General features: G+C 71.5%; 15 protein-coding genes and 2 pseudogenes. 5 read left to right on the top strand and 12 right to left on the bottom strand.

The window, feature by feature from the left end; genetic code table 11:
• Nucleotides 1–38: 38 nt before the first annotated feature.
• From KSF81_RS08930 to KSF81_RS29335, 9 genes and pseudogenes are all read right to left on the bottom strand, one after another.
• Nucleotides 39–2994, bottom strand: a pseudogene (locus KSF81_RS08930) (formate dehydrogenase subunit alpha).
• A 273-nt stretch (nt 2995–3267) separates the two neighbouring features.
• Nucleotides 3268–3870 (bottom strand): molecular chaperone, encoded by a 603-nt coding sequence (locus tag KSF81_RS08925; RefSeq protein ID WP_217378673.1) that lies wholly within the window; start codon nt 3868–3870, stop codon nt 3268–3270.
• 78 nt (nt 3871–3948) lie between these two features.
• A complete protein-coding gene (locus KSF81_RS08920; RefSeq protein WP_254453428.1) occupies nt 3949–4776 on the bottom strand; it encodes a DUF3306 domain-containing protein in 828 nt (275 codons plus the stop codon).
• Nucleotides 4745–5098 (bottom strand): DUF3305 domain-containing protein, encoded by a 354-nt coding sequence (locus KSF81_RS08915; protein WP_254453427.1) that lies wholly within the window; start codon nt 5096–5098, stop codon nt 4745–4747. The genes KSF81_RS08920 and KSF81_RS08915 overlap by 32 nt, the downstream gene beginning before the upstream one ends.
• Nucleotides 5095–6135: a DUF6352 family protein gene (locus KSF81_RS08910; protein ID WP_217378672.1), complete on the bottom strand. Its 1041-nt coding sequence runs from the start codon at nt 6133–6135 to the stop codon at nt 5095–5097. The genes KSF81_RS08915 and KSF81_RS08910 overlap by 4 nt, the downstream gene beginning before the upstream one ends.
• A complete protein-coding gene (locus KSF81_RS08905) occupies nt 6132–6677 on the bottom strand; it encodes a DUF6505 family protein (RefSeq protein WP_217378671.1) in 546 nt (181 codons plus the stop codon). Before KSF81_RS08905 ends, KSF81_RS08910 begins: the two co-directional genes overlap by 4 nt.
• Nucleotides 6674–7288 carry a biotin/lipoate--protein ligase family protein gene (locus KSF81_RS08900; protein ID WP_309139512.1) on the bottom strand — a complete coding sequence of 205 codons (615 nt, stop codon included), beginning with the start codon at nt 7286–7288 and terminating at the stop codon, nt 6674–6676. The genes KSF81_RS08905 and KSF81_RS08900 overlap by 4 nt, the downstream gene beginning before the upstream one ends.
• A 607-nt stretch (nt 7289–7895) precedes the next feature.
• On the bottom strand, nt 7896–8474 hold the full coding sequence (locus KSF81_RS08895) for a PEP-CTERM sorting domain-containing protein (RefSeq protein ID WP_217378670.1): 579 nt from the start codon (nt 8472–8474) through the stop codon (nt 7896–7898).
• Nucleotides 8475–8907: 433 nt separating this feature from the next.
• Nucleotides 8908–9510 (bottom strand): hypothetical protein, encoded by a 603-nt coding sequence (locus KSF81_RS29335; protein ID WP_254453426.1) that lies wholly within the window; start codon nt 9508–9510, stop codon nt 8908–8910.
• Between KSF81_RS29335 and KSF81_RS29330 the strand changes: the two are divergent.
• The 3 genes and pseudogenes from KSF81_RS29330 to KSF81_RS08885 form a co-directional block, all read left to right on the top strand.
• Nucleotides 9436–9906: pseudogene (locus KSF81_RS29330) on the top strand (4Fe-4S ferredoxin); the annotation flags it as partial. The gene KSF81_RS29335 and the pseudogene KSF81_RS29330 overlap by 75 nt on opposite strands.
• Before the next feature lie 133 nt (nt 9907–10039).
• A complete protein-coding gene (locus KSF81_RS29325; RefSeq protein WP_254453425.1) occupies nt 10040–10990 on the top strand; it encodes a 4Fe-4S binding protein in 951 nt (316 codons plus the stop codon).
• A gap of 75 nt (nt 10991–11065) precedes the next feature.
• Nucleotides 11066–11680, top strand: coding sequence for a YidB family protein (locus KSF81_RS08885; RefSeq protein WP_217378669.1), 615 nt, complete (start codon nt 11066–11068; stop codon nt 11678–11680).
• Between the two features lie 48 nt (nt 11681–11728).
• On the opposite strand, the gene KSF81_RS08880 is transcribed toward KSF81_RS08885, so the two are convergent.
• Complete coding sequence (locus tag KSF81_RS08880; RefSeq protein ID WP_217378668.1) at nt 11729–13222, bottom strand: calcium-binding protein; 1494 nt, start codon at nt 13220–13222, stop codon at nt 11729–11731.
• 205 nt (nt 13223–13427) lie between these two features.
• On the opposite strand from KSF81_RS08880, the gene KSF81_RS31355 reads away from it, so the two are divergent.
• Nucleotides 13428–13745: a hypothetical protein gene (locus tag KSF81_RS31355; protein ID WP_309139511.1), complete on the top strand. Its 318-nt coding sequence runs from the start codon at nt 13428–13430 to the stop codon at nt 13743–13745.
• Nucleotides 13746–14010: 265 nt separating this feature from the next.
• Nucleotides 14011–14451 (top strand): zinc-binding dehydrogenase, encoded by a 441-nt coding sequence (locus KSF81_RS31350; protein WP_309139510.1) that lies wholly within the window; start codon nt 14011–14013, stop codon nt 14449–14451.
• Nucleotides 14452–14587: 136 nt separating this feature from the next.
• Here the strand turns inward: KSF81_RS31350 and KSF81_RS08870 are convergent, their stop codons facing one another.
• Nucleotides 14588–15298 carry a pirin family protein gene (locus KSF81_RS08870; RefSeq protein WP_217378667.1) on the bottom strand — a complete coding sequence of 237 codons (711 nt, stop codon included), beginning with the start codon at nt 15296–15298 and terminating at the stop codon, nt 14588–14590.
• A 130-nt stretch (nt 15299–15428) separates the two neighbouring features.
• Nucleotides 15429–16307 carry a universal stress protein gene (locus KSF81_RS08865; protein WP_217378666.1) on the bottom strand — a complete coding sequence of 293 codons (879 nt, stop codon included), beginning with the start codon at nt 16305–16307 and terminating at the stop codon, nt 15429–15431.
• Nucleotides 16308–16312 lie beyond the last annotated feature (5 nt).

The following is a 16312-nucleotide window of genomic DNA, read 5'->3' as shown; positions in this document are numbered from 1 at the left end:
GCTCCGCGCCATGCGACGCCTCTCGATCGCAGCCATGGTCAGGCGCTCCTGATCTGACAAAGAGTGACCTTGGTTTCCTGCATGAAGGTCACGGGATCGTAGCCATAGGTGGTGATGGTGTTCGCGCTCTCGCCGAGCACGATCGGGTCGGTGCCGGTGGGATACCTCCCCCGCAGGTCCTCGCCCATGAACCAGCCGCCGAAATGGAAGGGCATGAAGGCGACGCCGGGCCCGACCCGCTCCGTCACCAGCGCCTTCACCCTGGCGCGGCTATTGCTTTCCGGCCCGGTCACCCAGACCCATTGGCCGTCGCGGATGCCGCGCGATTGCGCATCGCCCGGATTGATCTCCACGAACATGTCCTGCTGCAACTCGGCCAGCCATTTGTTGGAACGCGTCTCCTCGCCGCCGCCCTCGTATTCCACCAGCCGGCCGGTGGTCAGCACGATGGGGAAGTCGCGGCCCACCGTATTGGAGCGCGCCTGCACGCTCTGCCCGAGATGCGGCAGGCGGAAGCCGCGCCGGTCCGGCAGCGTCGGGTATTGCGCGATGAGGTCGGTGCGCGGCGTGTAGATCGGCTCGCGGTGCACCGGCACCGGGTCCGGCAGGTTCCAGGCATTGGCCCGGGCCTTGCCGTTGCCGTAATGCATGCAGCCATGCTCCATCGCCACCCGGATGATGCCGCCGGAAAGGTCGGTGGACCAGCTCGCGCGGTCGATATTGGCGCCGAAATGGTGCTCCAGGCTGGCCTTCTCGGGCGCCGTCAACTCGTCGAACCAGCCGAGCCGCTTCAGCACCGCCACGGTGAATTCCGGGTAGCCGTCCTCGATCTCGGACCCCTTGGGCCAACTGCCCTCGGCCAGCAGCGTCTCGCCGTTGCGCTCCACGCCGAAGCGGGCGCGGAAGGTGCCGCCGCCGTCCTTCACATGCAGGTTGGTGTTGTAGAGGATGTGGGTGCCGGGATGCTTCATCTCCGGCGTGCCCCAGCAGGGCCAGGGCAGGCCGTAGAAATCGCCCGCCACCGGCGTGCCTTCCTTGCCGCGGAGGCTCACCAGGTCGAAATGCTGCTGGTTCGCCATGTGCAGCTTGAGGCGTTCCGGCGACTGGCCGCTATAGCCCGTGCTCCAGGAGCCGCGGTTGATCTCGCGCAGGATGCTCTCGGCCGAGGGCTGCTGCCCCTGCACCTCGATATGCTTGAACAGCTCCGCCTGGAAGCGCACCGGCATGGCGCGCCGCTCCGCCGCGCGGTCCAGCGCCCCGGCCAGGCGGTACATCGCCTCGTAGTCGTCCTTCGATTCGAAGATCGGCTCCACCACCTTGCTGCCCCATTGCAGCGAGCGGTTGGAGGCGGTGCGGCTGCCGCTGGTCTCGAACTGCGTGCAGATCGGCAGCAGGTAGGTGTTCTCGCGCCGGTTCGCCAGCACCGCGAAGGTGGTGGGATGCGGGTCGGCCACCACCAGCAGGTCGAGCTTCTCCAGCCCCTTAGCCGCTTCCGGCATGCGGGTCACGGTATTGCCGCCATGGCCGAAGACCACCATGGCCTTCAGGCTGTCGCGCTGCTGGAGATAGTTCTCGTCGCCCTCGCGCTTCGCGCCCTGGCCGGGCATCTGCACCGCGTCGAAGTAGCGGGTGGTGGGGATGCCGGGCACGCCCATCATCTGGGGCGTGTCGAAGCGCGCCGCCATGCTCTCGAAGGGGACGTCCCAGACCCGGCACCAGTGCCGCCAGGCATTCTCGTCCAGCCCGTAATAGAAGGGCAGCGTCACCACATCGAGGCCCACATCCGTCGCGCCCTGCACGTTGCAATGGCCGCGGAAGATATTGGCGCCGTTGCCGTTGCCGCCGACATTGCCGGTGGCCAGCAGCAGGATGCAGAAGGCGCGCACATTGGCGGTGCCGACCGTGTGCTGGGTCGCGCCCATGCACCAGATCAGGGTGGCGGGCTTCTGCGTGGCGAAAGTCTCGGCCACCTTGCGGAGCTGCGCCTCGGGAATGCCGGTGACCCGCTCAACCTCCCGGGGGGTTCCACTTCGCGACCTCCTTGCGGACCTCCTCCATGCCGTAGACCCGCTGGCGGATGAACTCCTTGTCCTCCCAGCCATTCTGGAAGACGTGCCAGAGCAGGCCCCAGATGATGGGGATGTCGGTGCCCGGGCGCATGCGGACATATTCCGTGGCATGCGCGGCGGTGCGGGTGAAGCGCGGGTCGATGACGATCAGATGCGCCCGGTTGGTCTCCTTGCCGCTCAGCAGGTGCTGCAGCGAGACCGGATGCGCCTCGGCCGGGTTGCCGCCCATGACGACCAGGGTGCGGCTGTTGCGGATGTCGTTGTAGCTGTTCGTCATCGCGCCGTAGCCCCAGGTATTGGCGACGCCGGCGACGGTGGTGGAATGGCAGATGCGGGCCTGGTGGTCGGTGTTGTTGGTGCCCCAGAAGGCGCCGAGCTTGCGGAACAGGTAGGAGCCCTCGTTCGACATCTTGGCGCTGCCGAGCCAGAAGACCGAATCCGGGCCGGAGGCCTGGCGCACCGCCATCAGCTTGTCGGCGATCTCGTCCAGCGCCTGGTCCCAGCCGATGCGGCGCCATTCGCCGCCGACCAGCTTCATCGGGTATTTCAGCCGGCGGTCGCCATGCACCAGCTCCCGCACCGAGGCGCCCTTGGCGCAATGCGTGCCGCGGTTGAGGGGCGATTCCCAGGCGGGTTCCTGGCCGACCCAGACGCCCTCCTGCACCTCGGCGATGACGGTGCAGCCGACCGAGCAATGGGTGCAGACATTCTTCCGCCGCTCGATCGGCGCGCCGAAATTGGTCGGCCCGGCCGCCGCCGGCCGCACCGCGCCGGGGCCGATGCCGCCCAGCGCCGCCAGCCCGGCGCCGCCGAGCCCGGCCTGGCGCAGGAAGCCGCGGCGGTCCAGCCCGCCGCCCGACAGGCCCTGATAGGCGGAGGCGAGGCGCTGTTTCGCGGCCCGGCCATCCGATCGCTTGAGCAGCATCGCGGCGCTCCCTCCCCGTCTCAGTTTTCGTACCGGTTGGTGCGGTAGTAGGCCCGCACATGCTCGCTCTCCCGGTAGCGGGGGGCGATGCGCTGGGCCGCGCTTTCCTTGCGGGCCTCGCCGGGGGGGCACGGCATCCGCCCGTTGCGCCAAGGCAGGCAGGGTGGCAGGCAGGGTGGCCGCGCCGGCAGCCAGCCCCAGGGCGCGCAGCACGCCGCGCCGGGCCGGCTTCGGGTCGTCACGGTGGTTCATGGCAAGCCCCCCATCCTTGTCTCAGCCCGGCAGTTCCGCCGCGGCCTGTTCGATCTCGACCGCCGTCCGGCCGAGGCTGCCCACCGCGCGGTAGAAGCGCGCGGCCGCGGCCCCTTCCAGGTCGGCGAAGAAGCGCCCCGCCCAGGGGCGGAGATGGCGGGCGAAGAAGGCGCCCGCTGCCTCCGGCCCCGCCAGTGCGAAGCGGCCCTCAATCAGCCCCGCCAGGACCTCGCATTCGAAGGCGATGTGGTCCTCGGGTTCGGCCAGGCCCGGCGCCCGCTCCGCGCCCAGCCGGCGCAGCTCGGCGCGCAGATCGGCCAGCGGCCGTTCATGCAGGAAGCCGGTGAGGTACCAGGAGGCATAGGGCAGCAGCTCGCCGCGGCCGACGCCGATGAACAGCTCGAAGAATTCGCGCTCCAGCGCCGCGGGCCCGGTCGCCGCGGCCGCCGCCGCCAGCCCGGCGAAGGCGCGGCCGAGCAGCGTGTCGTCGCCGCGCAGCCCGGCCAGCCCGGCGAGCAGCGCCTGATCCGGCGGGGCGGCCAGCAGCCGCCCGAGCAGCGCGAAAAGCCGCGCCCGCTCCGCATCCAGCCCGTCCTCGCCTTCCAGTCCCGGCCGTCCCGTCATTGCCGCCAGCTTGGCACAGGCATTACGTGAAGGGAACTTCACACTGCGTGCAGGACGGAACCATCGGCCCGCCGAGGCTCAGGACGGTATCGCGCCGCCATGCCGGCGCGCCATCGGCACCGGGGCGGGCGGGGCCAGGGCGGGCGGGTCCGGGGCGGGCGGGGCGGGCGGCGGGTCCGCCGCGGCCTCGGCGATCGCGGGCGGCGGCTCCGGCGCGGCGGCCTCGGCCGAATCGGCGGCGGGCGGCGGCTCCGGTGCCGGCGCCTCCTCCTCCCGCAGGCCGATCGCCTGGGCCAGCAGGCGCCCGACATCGCCGCCCAGTTCCAGCGCGAAGCCCGGCACCCCGTCCGGGGCATTGAAGTCCCAGGCGTAATCGGCCGGCCCGACGAAGTCCCGGATGGCGGGGTCGAGCGTCCAGATCCGCCGCAGCGCCGCCTGGCGCAGCGCCGCCGGCACCTCCGCCCGCAGGAAGCCGGCGATGTCGCTCTCCGCGGTCAGGCTCTCGACGGGCGGCAGGCTGGCGGGGTCGAATTCCGGCGGCGCGTCTTCGGTGACGGGCGCCTCGACGGCGGGCGCATCAACGACGGGCACTTCGGCGGCCGGCGCCTCGGCAGCGGGCTCCGGCGGATGGCCCTCGGCGGCCTCGCGCTTGCGGCGGGACCAGCGGGAGAGGAAGCCTTCCTCCCGGCCGCTCATCCGGCCCCCCTCCCCGCCAGGCCCGCGGCGGTTGCGCCTCGCGGCCATCGCCTCGGGGTCGGCGCGGTCGCGGCGGCGCTTGTGGAAGCTGCGCTCGACATGGTGCTGCGCCACGAAGGCTTCGGTCACGGCGCGCAGGCCGGGCGGCAGGGGCAGGGATTCCAGCAGGTCGGCGCCGCTATCGGCATAGAGCTCCGCCTCCCCCCGCATCGACGGTGACGCAATGCAGCGCCAGCCCGGGCGGGGCCTCGACCGGGCGCAGCACCACCCAGATGCGGGGCGGGTCGGCCATCAGGTTCTCGCGGTAATTGGTGGTGTCGGTGGGGTGCAGCACCACCTCGGCATGGCCGGCCAGGAACAGGGTGCGGCCCTCGGCCTCGCGCAGCACGGTCCAGGGCGGGAGTTCCGGCGCCTCCTCCAGCACCTCCACGGCGCGCCAGGCCCATTCCGCCCAGGGCGTCGTGCCGGGCCGCCGTTCCGCCAGCACCGCCACCGGCAGGCGGAGGGTGCCGGGGACTTCCAGCCGGCTCATGCGCCATCCTCCGCCGCCACCAAGGGCAGGCCCGCAACCAGATTCTGCGGCTTGGCCCGGACCCGCTGCGCCGCATCCATGGCCAACGCCAGATAGACCGGCCGCCCCGCCGCGCGCGGCAGCACCCGCGCCGTGCCCGCGAATCCCAGCACGCCGAGCCAGAGGATGCGCGCCAGCCGCGCCTGCTTCACCTGCTTGCCCTGCCAGAGGTCATTGGCGATGGAGGTGGCTTCGGCATCCAGCCCGACATGCCAGGTCCAATTCGCGTCCTCGATCACCGGCACCGGGCGGATCGCGACCGCCTCGCCGATCACATGGCCGATGAAGCCTTCCAGCGCGCGGGCCAGGCCGTGCTGCCCCGGCCGGCCCTCGGCGATGTCGAGCGCCAGGTCATGCGCATCCGAGCGCCGCGCGTAGCCCGCCGCGTTGGTCTCCGACAGCACCTCCAATCCCACCTCGCGCGGCTTCGCCCCCGCTTCGGTCAGCAGCCGGCCGATGGCGCCGAGGTCGCCGTCGCCGGCGCGGGCATCGAGATAGTCCTCATCGGCCAGCAGCAGCGCGCCGGGATGGATCGCGGCGCGCTGGGTGCGGAACAGGATCTCGGCGGCGCGGAGCGTGAAGGCATCACCCACACCTTCCATGGCGGCGCGGGTGACGAGATGCGTCAGCATCTGCAGGAAGAGCGGCGGGATGCCGGCAACGCCGCCCCGGAACAGCGCCAGCCAGGCGGCCTCCAGCGTCGGCCGTGCCGCCACGCGGTCGCGGAAGCCGAGGAAATGCGCCCAATTCTCCCGCGCATCCGCATCCGCCAAGGCGGCGACCGCGGCTGGCAGCACCGGGCGCAGCGGCTCGGCGAGCAGCCCGGCATGCAGCGCCCGCTCGGCCGCGCAGGCTTCCTCCGGCGGCACCAGCTCCGGCCGGGCGAGGAAGGCGCGCCAGAGATCGGGCGTCGCCACCAGCCGCCCGGAAGCGTCGCGGTCGCAGAGATGGTGGCCGGAGGCGACCCAGATATCGCCCGGCAGCAGCAGCTCGTTCATGGATGCTCCCGCGCCAGGGCGGCGAGGTCGGGGTGGCTCGGCGCCTCCTCGCCCGTGACCTCGACGATGCTGAAGACCGGCAGGGCGCCGGCATCGCGCGGCGGCCCGGCGCGGCGGTGCAGGGTGCGGAAGCGCTCCCGCACGGCGCCGGCCTCGATGCTGCGGCTGAGCGCCAGCACCGTCCCCGGCGGATGCTCGCAGAGGGATTCCGCGAAGCCGAGTTCCTCCGCTGCCGCCGCCCGTGCCGCCGCCGCATCCGGGGCGCCGTATGCGGCCTGGATATGCCGGGCCAGCGCCGCCAACGCCGCCTCCCGCTGATCCGGCGTGGCCTCCGCCACCTCCACCAGGCTCGACCAGCCGAAGCTCTCCAGGCCGAGGAACCCGGCGCGGAAGGCCTGGCGCCGCTTGCCGGTGAGGGCGGCGGGGTCCTCGTCCCAGAAGGCGAAGCCGCCCGGCACCGCCCATTCGCCGGGCGCGGCGGCGCGCTCGAAGACCACGCCGTCCGAAGCATCGAGGCGGAGCGTGCGGGGCAGGCGGGTCATGCCGAAAGCATCTCCGGCAGGGCGCGGCGCTCCCGCGCGCCCGCGCGTTCCAGCACCAGGTCGCCGGTCGCGGGGTCGATGCCGCGGCGCAGCCCGGGCGTCTCCGCCTCGTCCAGCAGCCGGGCGAGGTAGCGCTCCGCCACCCGCCGGGCGCCGCGCGCCTGCCATTCATCGAGCCCCGCCATCAGGTGCCGCGCCCAGCTCACGGTAAGGCCGGCGGCGGTGATCTCCTCGAAGCCCTCCTCGGCCAGGCAGGTGGTGCCGGGGTCGTGGCCGGCCTCATGCCCTTCCGGGAAGGCCAGGCGCAATTCCATCCCCACCACCAGCCAGTCCGGCACCGCCTCCAGGCTCGCGCCGGGCGGCACCGCCAGCCGGACCTGGCCGCAGGCGCCGAGATTGAGCAGCACCCGGTCCGGCCAGCGCAGCCCCAGCGTGATCTCGGGCGGGCCCTGCGCCGCCAGCGTATCGGCCAGCGCATTGGCCGCGGCATGGAAGGCGAGGCGCGCGGGGCCGAGCGGCATCTCCGGCTCCAGCACCACCGCCGCCTCGGCCCGGCCATAGGCGCGCACCCAGACCAGGGTGCCGGCGCCGCGCAGGGGCGCCAGCGCCACGGCGCGGGAGAGCGCATCGCCCCCCCCTCCCGCAGCATCACCGGCGAGAAGAGGCTGGGCAGGTCTGTCAGGCCAGTCGGCAAGGGCTTTCCCATTCCGCAGCTTCGCAAGCTTGCGGCCCTGAGCATATCAGGGATGATGTGGCGTTCACCCGGCTGCAGGAGACAGCGCGGCAGATCTACGGCCTGATCAGCGCGCGGGTCGGTAGGGCTGCGCAAGCGGCCACAGCAGCGCAGCCCAGAGAACTCAGTAAGGGGATGACCAAAGTCCTCACCTCTATTTAGTCCATAAATATTAGGCTCTGGGAGGGACACCATGGAAAAACTCATGAAGAAGTTGCGCGAGCCCTAGGCCTACAGCGGGCTCACCACCATCCTGGCCATCGTCTTGGGTGTGACTATTTCCGATGCGGGGGTGTAGGCCGTTGCAACACTGGTGGTTGCCGGCTTGGGCGTCTACGACACTATTCGCAGCGAAGGCTGAAACGAGAAATGCCCCTGAGACTTCCCCAGGGGCACTTTCATTTCAGACGAGGATTCAGAAGCCGTGCTTGACCCTCTCAGTATACGCCCTTGGGTTGATCAAATCAATGGCAACTTCGCTCCCGTCAGGCTGCCACGGCAGCGGCAGAAGATCGACGAAACCGGCTGGCCACACCCAGCCCCATCATCCCGACCAGCAGCAGCGAGAGGGTCGTGGGCTCCGGGACATGCAATTGCTGGAACACAATGTCCCCCACGTTCGGGAACCACGCATAGGTGTTGACGCCGTTGTAGTAGACAAATTGAACTGGCGTCGGGTTGGTCGAAACATCATTGATGACGAATAACATATCCGCGAAGTCGTTGTTCTCGTGCGTTATCCATCCGAGAGTGCCGACGTAGAGATTGTCTCCCATCTGGTAAACGAATCGGATGTTGTCTTGATTAATGCTGTCGATGCTGAGGTTGGTGAAGTTGGCTACACCCGAGCTACCGGGGTAAACGCTAGGCGTGGCGGTGTCATAGGTCACGGTGAACTGACCGGTGACGGGAGGCGATGGTGGCCCTGGGGGCTGCCCATACACCGGCTCTGCGGGCACGAAATCGTTGATGTGGAACAGGAACGTCTGCGTCACCAGGGCGGCGCTGGCGGGTGCCGTGCTCAGGGCCAGTAGTGCAGCAGTAGCTAGTGCAGCCAGACGCATGGTGACCTCCCCCCGTTGTTACGGCAGCGTGCCGCCGGGTCCGAGGGAGGTCAAGGCTCGGCCAGGACCAAAACAATCACATTGTTGCTGCGCTGGCCTGTCCCGGAACAGCAGGCGCGGGACCAACCGGGCTTCGACGACGCTCGGCAGGCCCATGGTGGTGCTCAGGATGCGGGGCGCGATCTCGCACTTGACCGGGCCAAGGCGCAGCGGCGGAACTTCGGCATGGGGACGAAGCGCGCGGGCACCTCGATGGCATAGGTCTCAGGTGTGTCGGTCACTATAATATCCTGGCTTAGCGGGGCCTGAAGTCCGGGTGGTGGGCGGGAGCCGGGAATTGCCTGCACAAACGGGCCTTCCTGCACACTTCCTACACACCGGGAAGCCCCGGTTTTGCTGGGTTTTTGTAGCTTATGTATGTAATATAGGTAAATTACCTATGGACCATGGGCAACCCTGCCCAGCCGGGAATGACGCGCGGATGAGCCAGAAGGACGCAGGCATCTGCCTGGTCTGCAGTTGCGAGGACACGATGCCGCTCGATGGCCGCGCCCTGGCGCGCGGCTGTCCCGGCACCGAATTCCGCACCGCCGAGCAGCTTTGCCGCAGCCAGCTCAACCGCTTCCTGGCGGCGCTGGGCGAGGGCCGCCCCCTCACCGTCGCCTGCACCCAGGAGGCGCCGCTCTTCACCCAGGAGGCCGAGGCGGCCGGCGCCACGCTGCCCCTCACCTTCGTCAATATCCGCGAGCAGGCCGGCTGGTCGAGCGAGGCGGCGGCGGCCGGGCCGAAGATGGCCGCGCTCCTCGCCGCCGCCGCCATCCCGCTGCCGCCGGTGCCGCTGGTGCCGCTGCAAAGCCGCGGCGTGACCCTGGTGCTCGGCCGCGACGAGGCGGCGATCGCCGCGGCCGAGCGGCTGCGCGACCGGCTGGACCTCACCCTGCTGCTCACCGGCGCGCAGCCGGTGACGCCGCCGCGCCGCGCCGATTTTCCCATCCTGCGCGGCCGCGCCCGCACGGCCACCGGCTGGCTCGGCCAATTCGAGGTGGTGGTGGATGGCTATGCCGCGCCCTCTCCCGCCTCGCGCGCCTCATATCGCTGGGGCGCCGCGCGGGACGGGGCGCGCAGCCGCTGCGACGTGATCCTGGACCTCACCGGCGACCCGCCGCTCTTCCCGGCGCATGAAGTCCGCGAGGGCTATCTCCGCGCCGATCCCGAGGACGCGGCGGCGGTGGAACGCGCCCTCGGCGAGGCGGCGGGGCTGGTCGGCGAATTCGACAAGCCGCGCTTCATCCATTTCGAGGCCGGGCTCTGCGCCCATGCCCGCAACCGCCGCACCGGCTGCACCCGCTGCCTCGACCTCTGCCCGACCGGCGCGATCACGCCGGGCAAGGAGAGCGTGGTCATCAGCGTCGAGATCTGCGCCGGCTGCGGCGCCTGCGCCGCGGTCTGCCCGACCGGTGCCGCCACCTATGCCCTGCCGCCGCCCGCCACCACCCTCGCCCGGCTGCGCGCCCTGCTGCTGGCCCATGCGGCGGCCGGGGGCCGCGACCCCGTGCTGCTGCTGCATGACGAGACACAGGGGGGAGCCGCTGCTGGACGCCCTCGCCCGGCATGGCGAGGGGCTGCCGGCGCGGGTGCTGCCGCTGAAGGTCAATGCGGTGTCGCAGCTCGACCTGGCGACGCTCGCCGCCGGCCTCGCCTGGGGCGCGGCCGGCATCCGCGCGCTGCTGCCGGCCCGGCGCGGGCATGGGACCGAGGGGCTGTTCCGCAACCTCGATTACATCGGCGCGGCGCTGGAGGGGCTGGGGCTGGCCGCGCCCCTGCCCCGCGCCGCGGCGATCGAGACCGACGACCCCTTCGCGCTGGGCGAGGCGCTGGCCCCCGCGCTGGCGCTTCGCGCCCCTTCGGCACCCGCCAGCTTCCTGCCGCTCGGCACTCCGCGGGAGGTGCTGCGCCTGGCGCTCGGCAGCCTGCATGCGGCGGCCGGCGCCGGTGCGCCGGAGGTGGTGCCGATGCCGGAGCGGGCGCCCTTCGGCGAGGCGCGGGTGGCGGCGGAGGGCTGCACCCTCTGCCTCGCCTGCACCATGGTCTGCCCGACCGGCGCCTTCTCCGCCAATCCGGAGGCGCCGGAACTGCGCTTCCTGGAGGATGCCTGCGTGCAATGCGGCCTCTGCGCCGCTACCTGCCCGGAGCGGGTGATCACCCTGCATCCCCGGCTGAATGTCAGCGCGGCGGCGGCGCAGCCCGCCATCGTGAAGCAGGAGGCGCCCTTCTGCTGCACCCGCTGCGCCAGGCCCTTCGGCACACGCGCCTCGATCGAGCGGGTGAAGGCGAAGCTCACGGCCAGTGGCCACTGGATGTTCGCCGACCCGGCGCGGCTGGCGGTGCTGGAGATGTGCGAGGATTGCCGCGCGGTGGAGGCCACCCTGGGCGGCGTCGACCCCTATGCCGGGCCGGCGCGGCCGGCGCCGAAAACCTCCGAGGACTGGCTGCGGGAGCAGCAGGCGGAGGGTTGACGCGCCCGGCCCTCCGACGCGGGAACGCCGGACCCGGCCGGGCATTATGGCCTCCGAGGACAGGGAGGCGGCGACATGAGCGGTTCATCGGGCCATGGTTCCGGCGGCATCGCGGGCAACCTGCCGACCGGCGTGAAGCTGGCGGCGGCCGGGCTGCTGCTGCACCTGCTGATGAAGCACGCCCGGTCCGGGCAGGCGCCCTCCGGCGCCGAGGCCTCGGGCGCCGCGCCCTCGGGTGGCGGGCTGGGCGGCATCCTCGGCGGGTTGTTCGGGCAAGGCGGCCAGTCGCAAGGCAGCCAGCAAGGCGGCGCGGGGTCCGGTGGCGGCCTGCTCGGCGGGCTGCTGTCGAGCGGGGCGCTCAGCGGGCTGGGCGGGCTGCTCGGCAGCCTGCGGAGCCATGGCCTCGGCCAGCAGGTCGATTCCTGGGTCTCGCCGGGCCAGAACCAGGAGGTGTCGCCGGGCGAGTTGCAGCGCAGCATCGACCCCGCGGATCTCGACGAGGCGGCGCGCCAGGCCGGGACGGACCGCGACACCGTGCTCAGCGAACTCAGCCGGATGCTGCCCACCGCGGTGGACCGGATGACGCCGGGCGGGCGCATCCCGCAGCGCGAGGAGGATCTGGGGTCGGGTGGCCTCGGTGGGCTGCTCAGCCACATCCTGGGCGGCGGCGCGCAGGACCCACGCCGCTGACCCGGACCCGTCCGGGGTGAAGGCCGCGGCGGTCCGCGCCGGGCAGGGTCAGACGAACCACTGCCCGGTGGCCTCGAAATTGGCCATGACCTGCGCCGCCAGGGCATTCCAGTCCACCACCTCCGGCGGCGGCTGGCCCGGCGGGGCGGCGAAGGTGATGTCCTCCGCCCCCAGCGCGGCGACTCCCACCAGGAACAGCGTGTCGCCTTCGGTCCCGTAGGAAACTTCCAGCCCCTCCTGCCCGAAATAGCTTCGCGGCGCGCTGGAGACGGTGAGGGCGTCGATCCCTTCGAAGCGCAGCACATCCTCGCCGGGCGTGAAATCGGCCAGCCAGTCCGGGCCGTCGCCCGCGCGGAAGACGAAGGTATCGGCGCCGGCACCGCCCTCCTGGTGGTCGTTGCCGCGGCCGCCGACCAGCCAGTCGTCGCCGCCCTCGCCATGCAGCACGTCGTCGCCGGCGCCGCCTTCCAGCGTGTCGTCGGCACCGGCGAGGACGAGCCTGTCGGGCGGGCCGGTGATCGGGTTGGGGGAGAATTCCGGCGCATCGCCCCAGATCGTGTCATCCCCGGCACCGCCGCGGATCAGGTCGGCGCCGGGGAAATTGAAGGGGCCCAGCCCGGTGCTGCCGGGGAAGGGCGCCAGGAGGAAGGCGGCGAAGGCGGTGTCGCCATAGATCAGGTCGTTGCCCGACCCGCCCTCGATGCTGTCGCTGCCCATGCGGGCGACCTGCTGGTCCACCCCGTCGCCATAGATCGTGTCGTCGCCGGCACCGCCGGTGATGGTGTCGTCGCCATTGCCGTTGAATGCGTCCACGCCATAGTCGCCGACGATCAGGTCGTTGCCGGCGCCGCCATGCAGCGCGTCGCTGCTGCCCTGGTCGTTGACGTCGCCGGGATCGCCCCGCTGGCCATCGGCGAAGAACAGGTGGCTGCGGGCATTGCCGTAGATCTCGTCGTCGCCGGCGCCGCCACGGATGGTGTTGCTGGCCTCGGGCGTCAACCGGACATTGAAGAAACTGAACTCGCTGTCGCCATAGAGCGTGTCGTTGCCCGCGCCGCCCTCGATCAGGTCGCCGGGCACGGGATGGACGAAACTGGCGCCGCTCTGGAAATCGCCGAAGATCACGTCGTCGCCGCTGCCGCCGCGCAGCGTGTCCGTGGCATAGGCGTCGGTGGGCGGGCCGAGGAGGCCGGCATCGCCCCAGATGGTGTCGTTGCCGGCGCCGCCCTCCACCAGGTCCTGGCCGCCGCGGGTGGGCGGGGGCAGGTCCGGGCCGCTGCGGGGGAGGAAGCCCAGCCGGTCGGCATCGCCATAGAGCTGGTCGTCGCCGCTGCCGCCATGGATCGTGTCGTCGCCGCCGAGGGCGCCGGTGAAGGCCGGCGCGTCGCCATAGACGGTGTCGTTGCCGCCGAGCGCCAGGATGGTGTCGTTGCCGCCCCGTTGCAGGATGTCGAGGGAGAGGCCGTCGCCGGCAATCAGGTCCGGCGCGCCGGTGCCGATGAGGGTATCGTCGCCGAGGTCGCCGAGAAGCGGGTCCGCCATGAATCGCAATCCTCCAGGCCGGCACCGTATACGCGACGCTTCGTATGCAAAGTCACGCCCGCGCCAGCTTCGGTCGCGGTTGCGTCACCGGCCCTGACGCGGCGGCCGGGATGGCGCCGGGCGGATGGTCCCGCCGCAAGCCGGCCCTTCCCATGCACCCCCTCCATGGCGATGCTGCGCCCCACCAGACCCGGAGAGAGACGCCATGCCCGAGATGAACCTGCAGGTCCTGCTGCGCCGCCGCCCCCAGGGCGCGCCCGTGCCCGGGGATTTCGAGATCACCGAGACCCCGGTGCCGCAGCCGGCGGAGGGCGAGGTGCTGGTCCGCGCCCGCTTCCTCTCGCTCGACCCCTATATGCGCGGCCGCATGTCGGATGCGAAATCCTATGCCCAGCCGGTGCAGCTCGGCGCCGTCATGGAGGGGCAGACGGTGGGCGAGGTGGTGGCCTCCCGCGCCCCCCCGGCTTCGCGCCCGGCGATACGGTGCTGGGCGGCTTCGGCTGGCAGCGCTTCTCCTGCGTGAAGCCGGAGCGGCTGTTCAAGCTGGACCCGCAGGAGGCGCCGCTCTCCGCCAGCCTCGGCGTGCTCGGCATGCCGGGGCTGACCGCCTGGGTCGGGCTTGAGGATATCGGCCAGCCCAAGGCGGGGGGAGACGGTGGTGGTGAGCGCCGCCTCCGGCGCGGTGGGCCAGGTGGTCGGGCAGATCGCCAGGATCCGCGGCTGCCGCGTGGTGGGGATCGCCGGCGGCAAGGCCAAATGCGATTTCGTCACCGGGGAGCTGGGCTTCGATGCCTGCGCCGACCACCACGGCGACCTGGCCGCGCAGCTTGATGCCGCCTGCCCCGGGGGGCATCGATGTCTATTGGGAGAATGTCGGCGGCGCGGTGCAGGCGGCGGTCTGGCCGCGGCTGAACGACTTCGGCCGCATGGTGATGTGCGGCATGGTGGCGCAATACAACGAGGCGCCGGGCGCCGATGCCTCCGGCGCGCCGCCCGGCCCCAATCTCGGCCCGGTGGTGCGCAAGCGCCTGCGCATCCAGGGCTTCATCGTCAGCGACAGCGGCTGGCAGCGCTACCCGCGATTCCGCGCCGAGATGCTGGGCTGGATGCGGGAAGGCCGGATGAAGTGGCGGGAGGATGTGGTGGAGGGGCTGCGGGCCGCGCCGGAGGCCTTCATCGGCCTGCTGAAGGGCGCCAATTTCGGCAAGCTGGTGGTGCGGGTGGAGTAGCGCCCGGCCGGCGGGGAGCGGCGCGGCGCTGCGGGTCTGGTCCCGCAGGGCCGCGCCCCCAGGCCTGGAGCCTGATGCGTTCACCTTCGTTCACGCATCAGGCTCCAGACCTTTGTTTGATCGCGTGATTCACGCTTTATTCCGCCGCCACCTCCACCAGCACCAGCTCCGCATCCTCGGCGGCGGTGATCTCGATGGCGGGTTCGTCGCGGATCGCCACGCCATCCCGCTTCGCCGCCGGCACGCCATTCACCGTCACCGCGCTGGTGGCCGGCACCAGATAGGCGGCGCGGCCGGGGGCCAGGTCCTGCCGCAAGGTCTGGCCGGCCTTCAGCCGGGCGGCCATCACCGCGCCATCCACGTTGATCGGCAGCGCGCCCTTGCCGGTATCCTGCGGCCGGCCGGAGGCCAGCACCTCGAACCCCGCCTCGCGCCGCTCCTTCGGGAATTGCCGGGCGCCCCAGCCCGGCCTGGCCCGCGCCACATCCGGCACGATCCAGATCTGGAACAGGGTGGTGGTCCCCGGCTCCCGGTTGAACTCGCTATGCGTGACGCCGGTGCCGGCGGACATTACCTGCACATCGCCCGCTTCGGTGCGGCCCTCATTGCCCATGCTGTCGCGATGGGTGATGGCGCCCTGCCGGACATAGGTGATGATCTCCATGTCGCGGTGCGGGTGCGGGTCGAAGCCGCGGCCGGGGGCGATCTCGTCGTCGTTCCAGACCCGCAGCCGCCCCCAATTCATGCGGGCGGGGTCGTGATAGCCGGCGAAGGAGAAATGGTGGCGGGCCTTGAGCCAGCCATGGTCGGCACCGCCGAGGCTGCCGAAGGGCCTGACATCGATCATGGAGGGAACTCCCTGCATCGGGGCCGCGAAGGGCGGCCGTTCGGGCAGGCAGATGGGGTCGCCCCGCGGCTTTATCCCATGCCTGCCGGCCATCGCCGCCATTCACGGCGGCAATGGCCGGCGGAGGTCATCACCGGCACATCAGCACGGGCATGTCCGCATTCTCCAGCACATGCCGCGTCACCCCGCCCAGGATCAATTGCCGCAGCCGGGAATGGCTATAGGCACCCATGCAGAGCAGGTCGGCGCCGAAATCCCGCGCCGCGCCGAGCAGGGCCGCGCCGACATCCTTGGTCGCCGGCTTGAACAGCGCCTTCTCGGCGGTGATCTCATGCCAGCGCAGGTAGCGCAGGATGCCGTCCACATCCGGCCCCCGGCGCTGGTATTCATCGGCATAGAGGATGCGCACGGCATTCGCCCGGTGCAGCCAGGGCAGCGCCGCCGCGATCGCCGCCGCGCTTTCGGCCGAGCCGTTCCAGGCGCAGCAGACGCGGGTGCCGATGGTGGTCGGCGGCTCCCTGGCCGCGATCAGCACCGGCCGGCCGCTGTCGAAGAGCACCGCATGCAGCGCGTCGGAGGAGGAGACATCCTCCTCCGCCTCCGGGGAGGGCACCACCGCCATGTCATAAAGCCGCGAGCGTTGCGCGACGATGTCCTCCTCGCGCCCCGCGATGGATTCGAAGGACAGGGTGGGCCCATCGGCCCGCCGCGCGGTTTCCGCGCTATCGGCCAGGGTCACGTCGCCGGCCTGCTCGGCGAAGCGCTCGAACAGGGTGCGGACGCGGCTGGCGCGCTCCCCGCTCTCGCGTTCGGTCGCGGCCATCATCTCCTCGATCATGGCGCCGGAAAGCCCCTCCCCGGCGAGCGGCGCGACATCCCGCGCATCCACCCGGACATGCAGGCAATGGACATGCGCATGCCAGATCCGCGCCACCATCAGGGCGGTAGCGAGCGCCGCTTCACCAGCGGCGGTGCCGGTCAGCGGCAGCAAGAGGCGACGATAGGCCATGGCGC

The organism is Siccirubricoccus sp. G192 (genome assembly GCF_019084075.1).
GTDB lineage: Bacteria > Pseudomonadota > Alphaproteobacteria > Acetobacterales > Acetobacteraceae > G192.
Note: the sequence above shows the minus strand (reverse complement) of the source record. Positions and strands in the feature narration are given on the sequence as shown.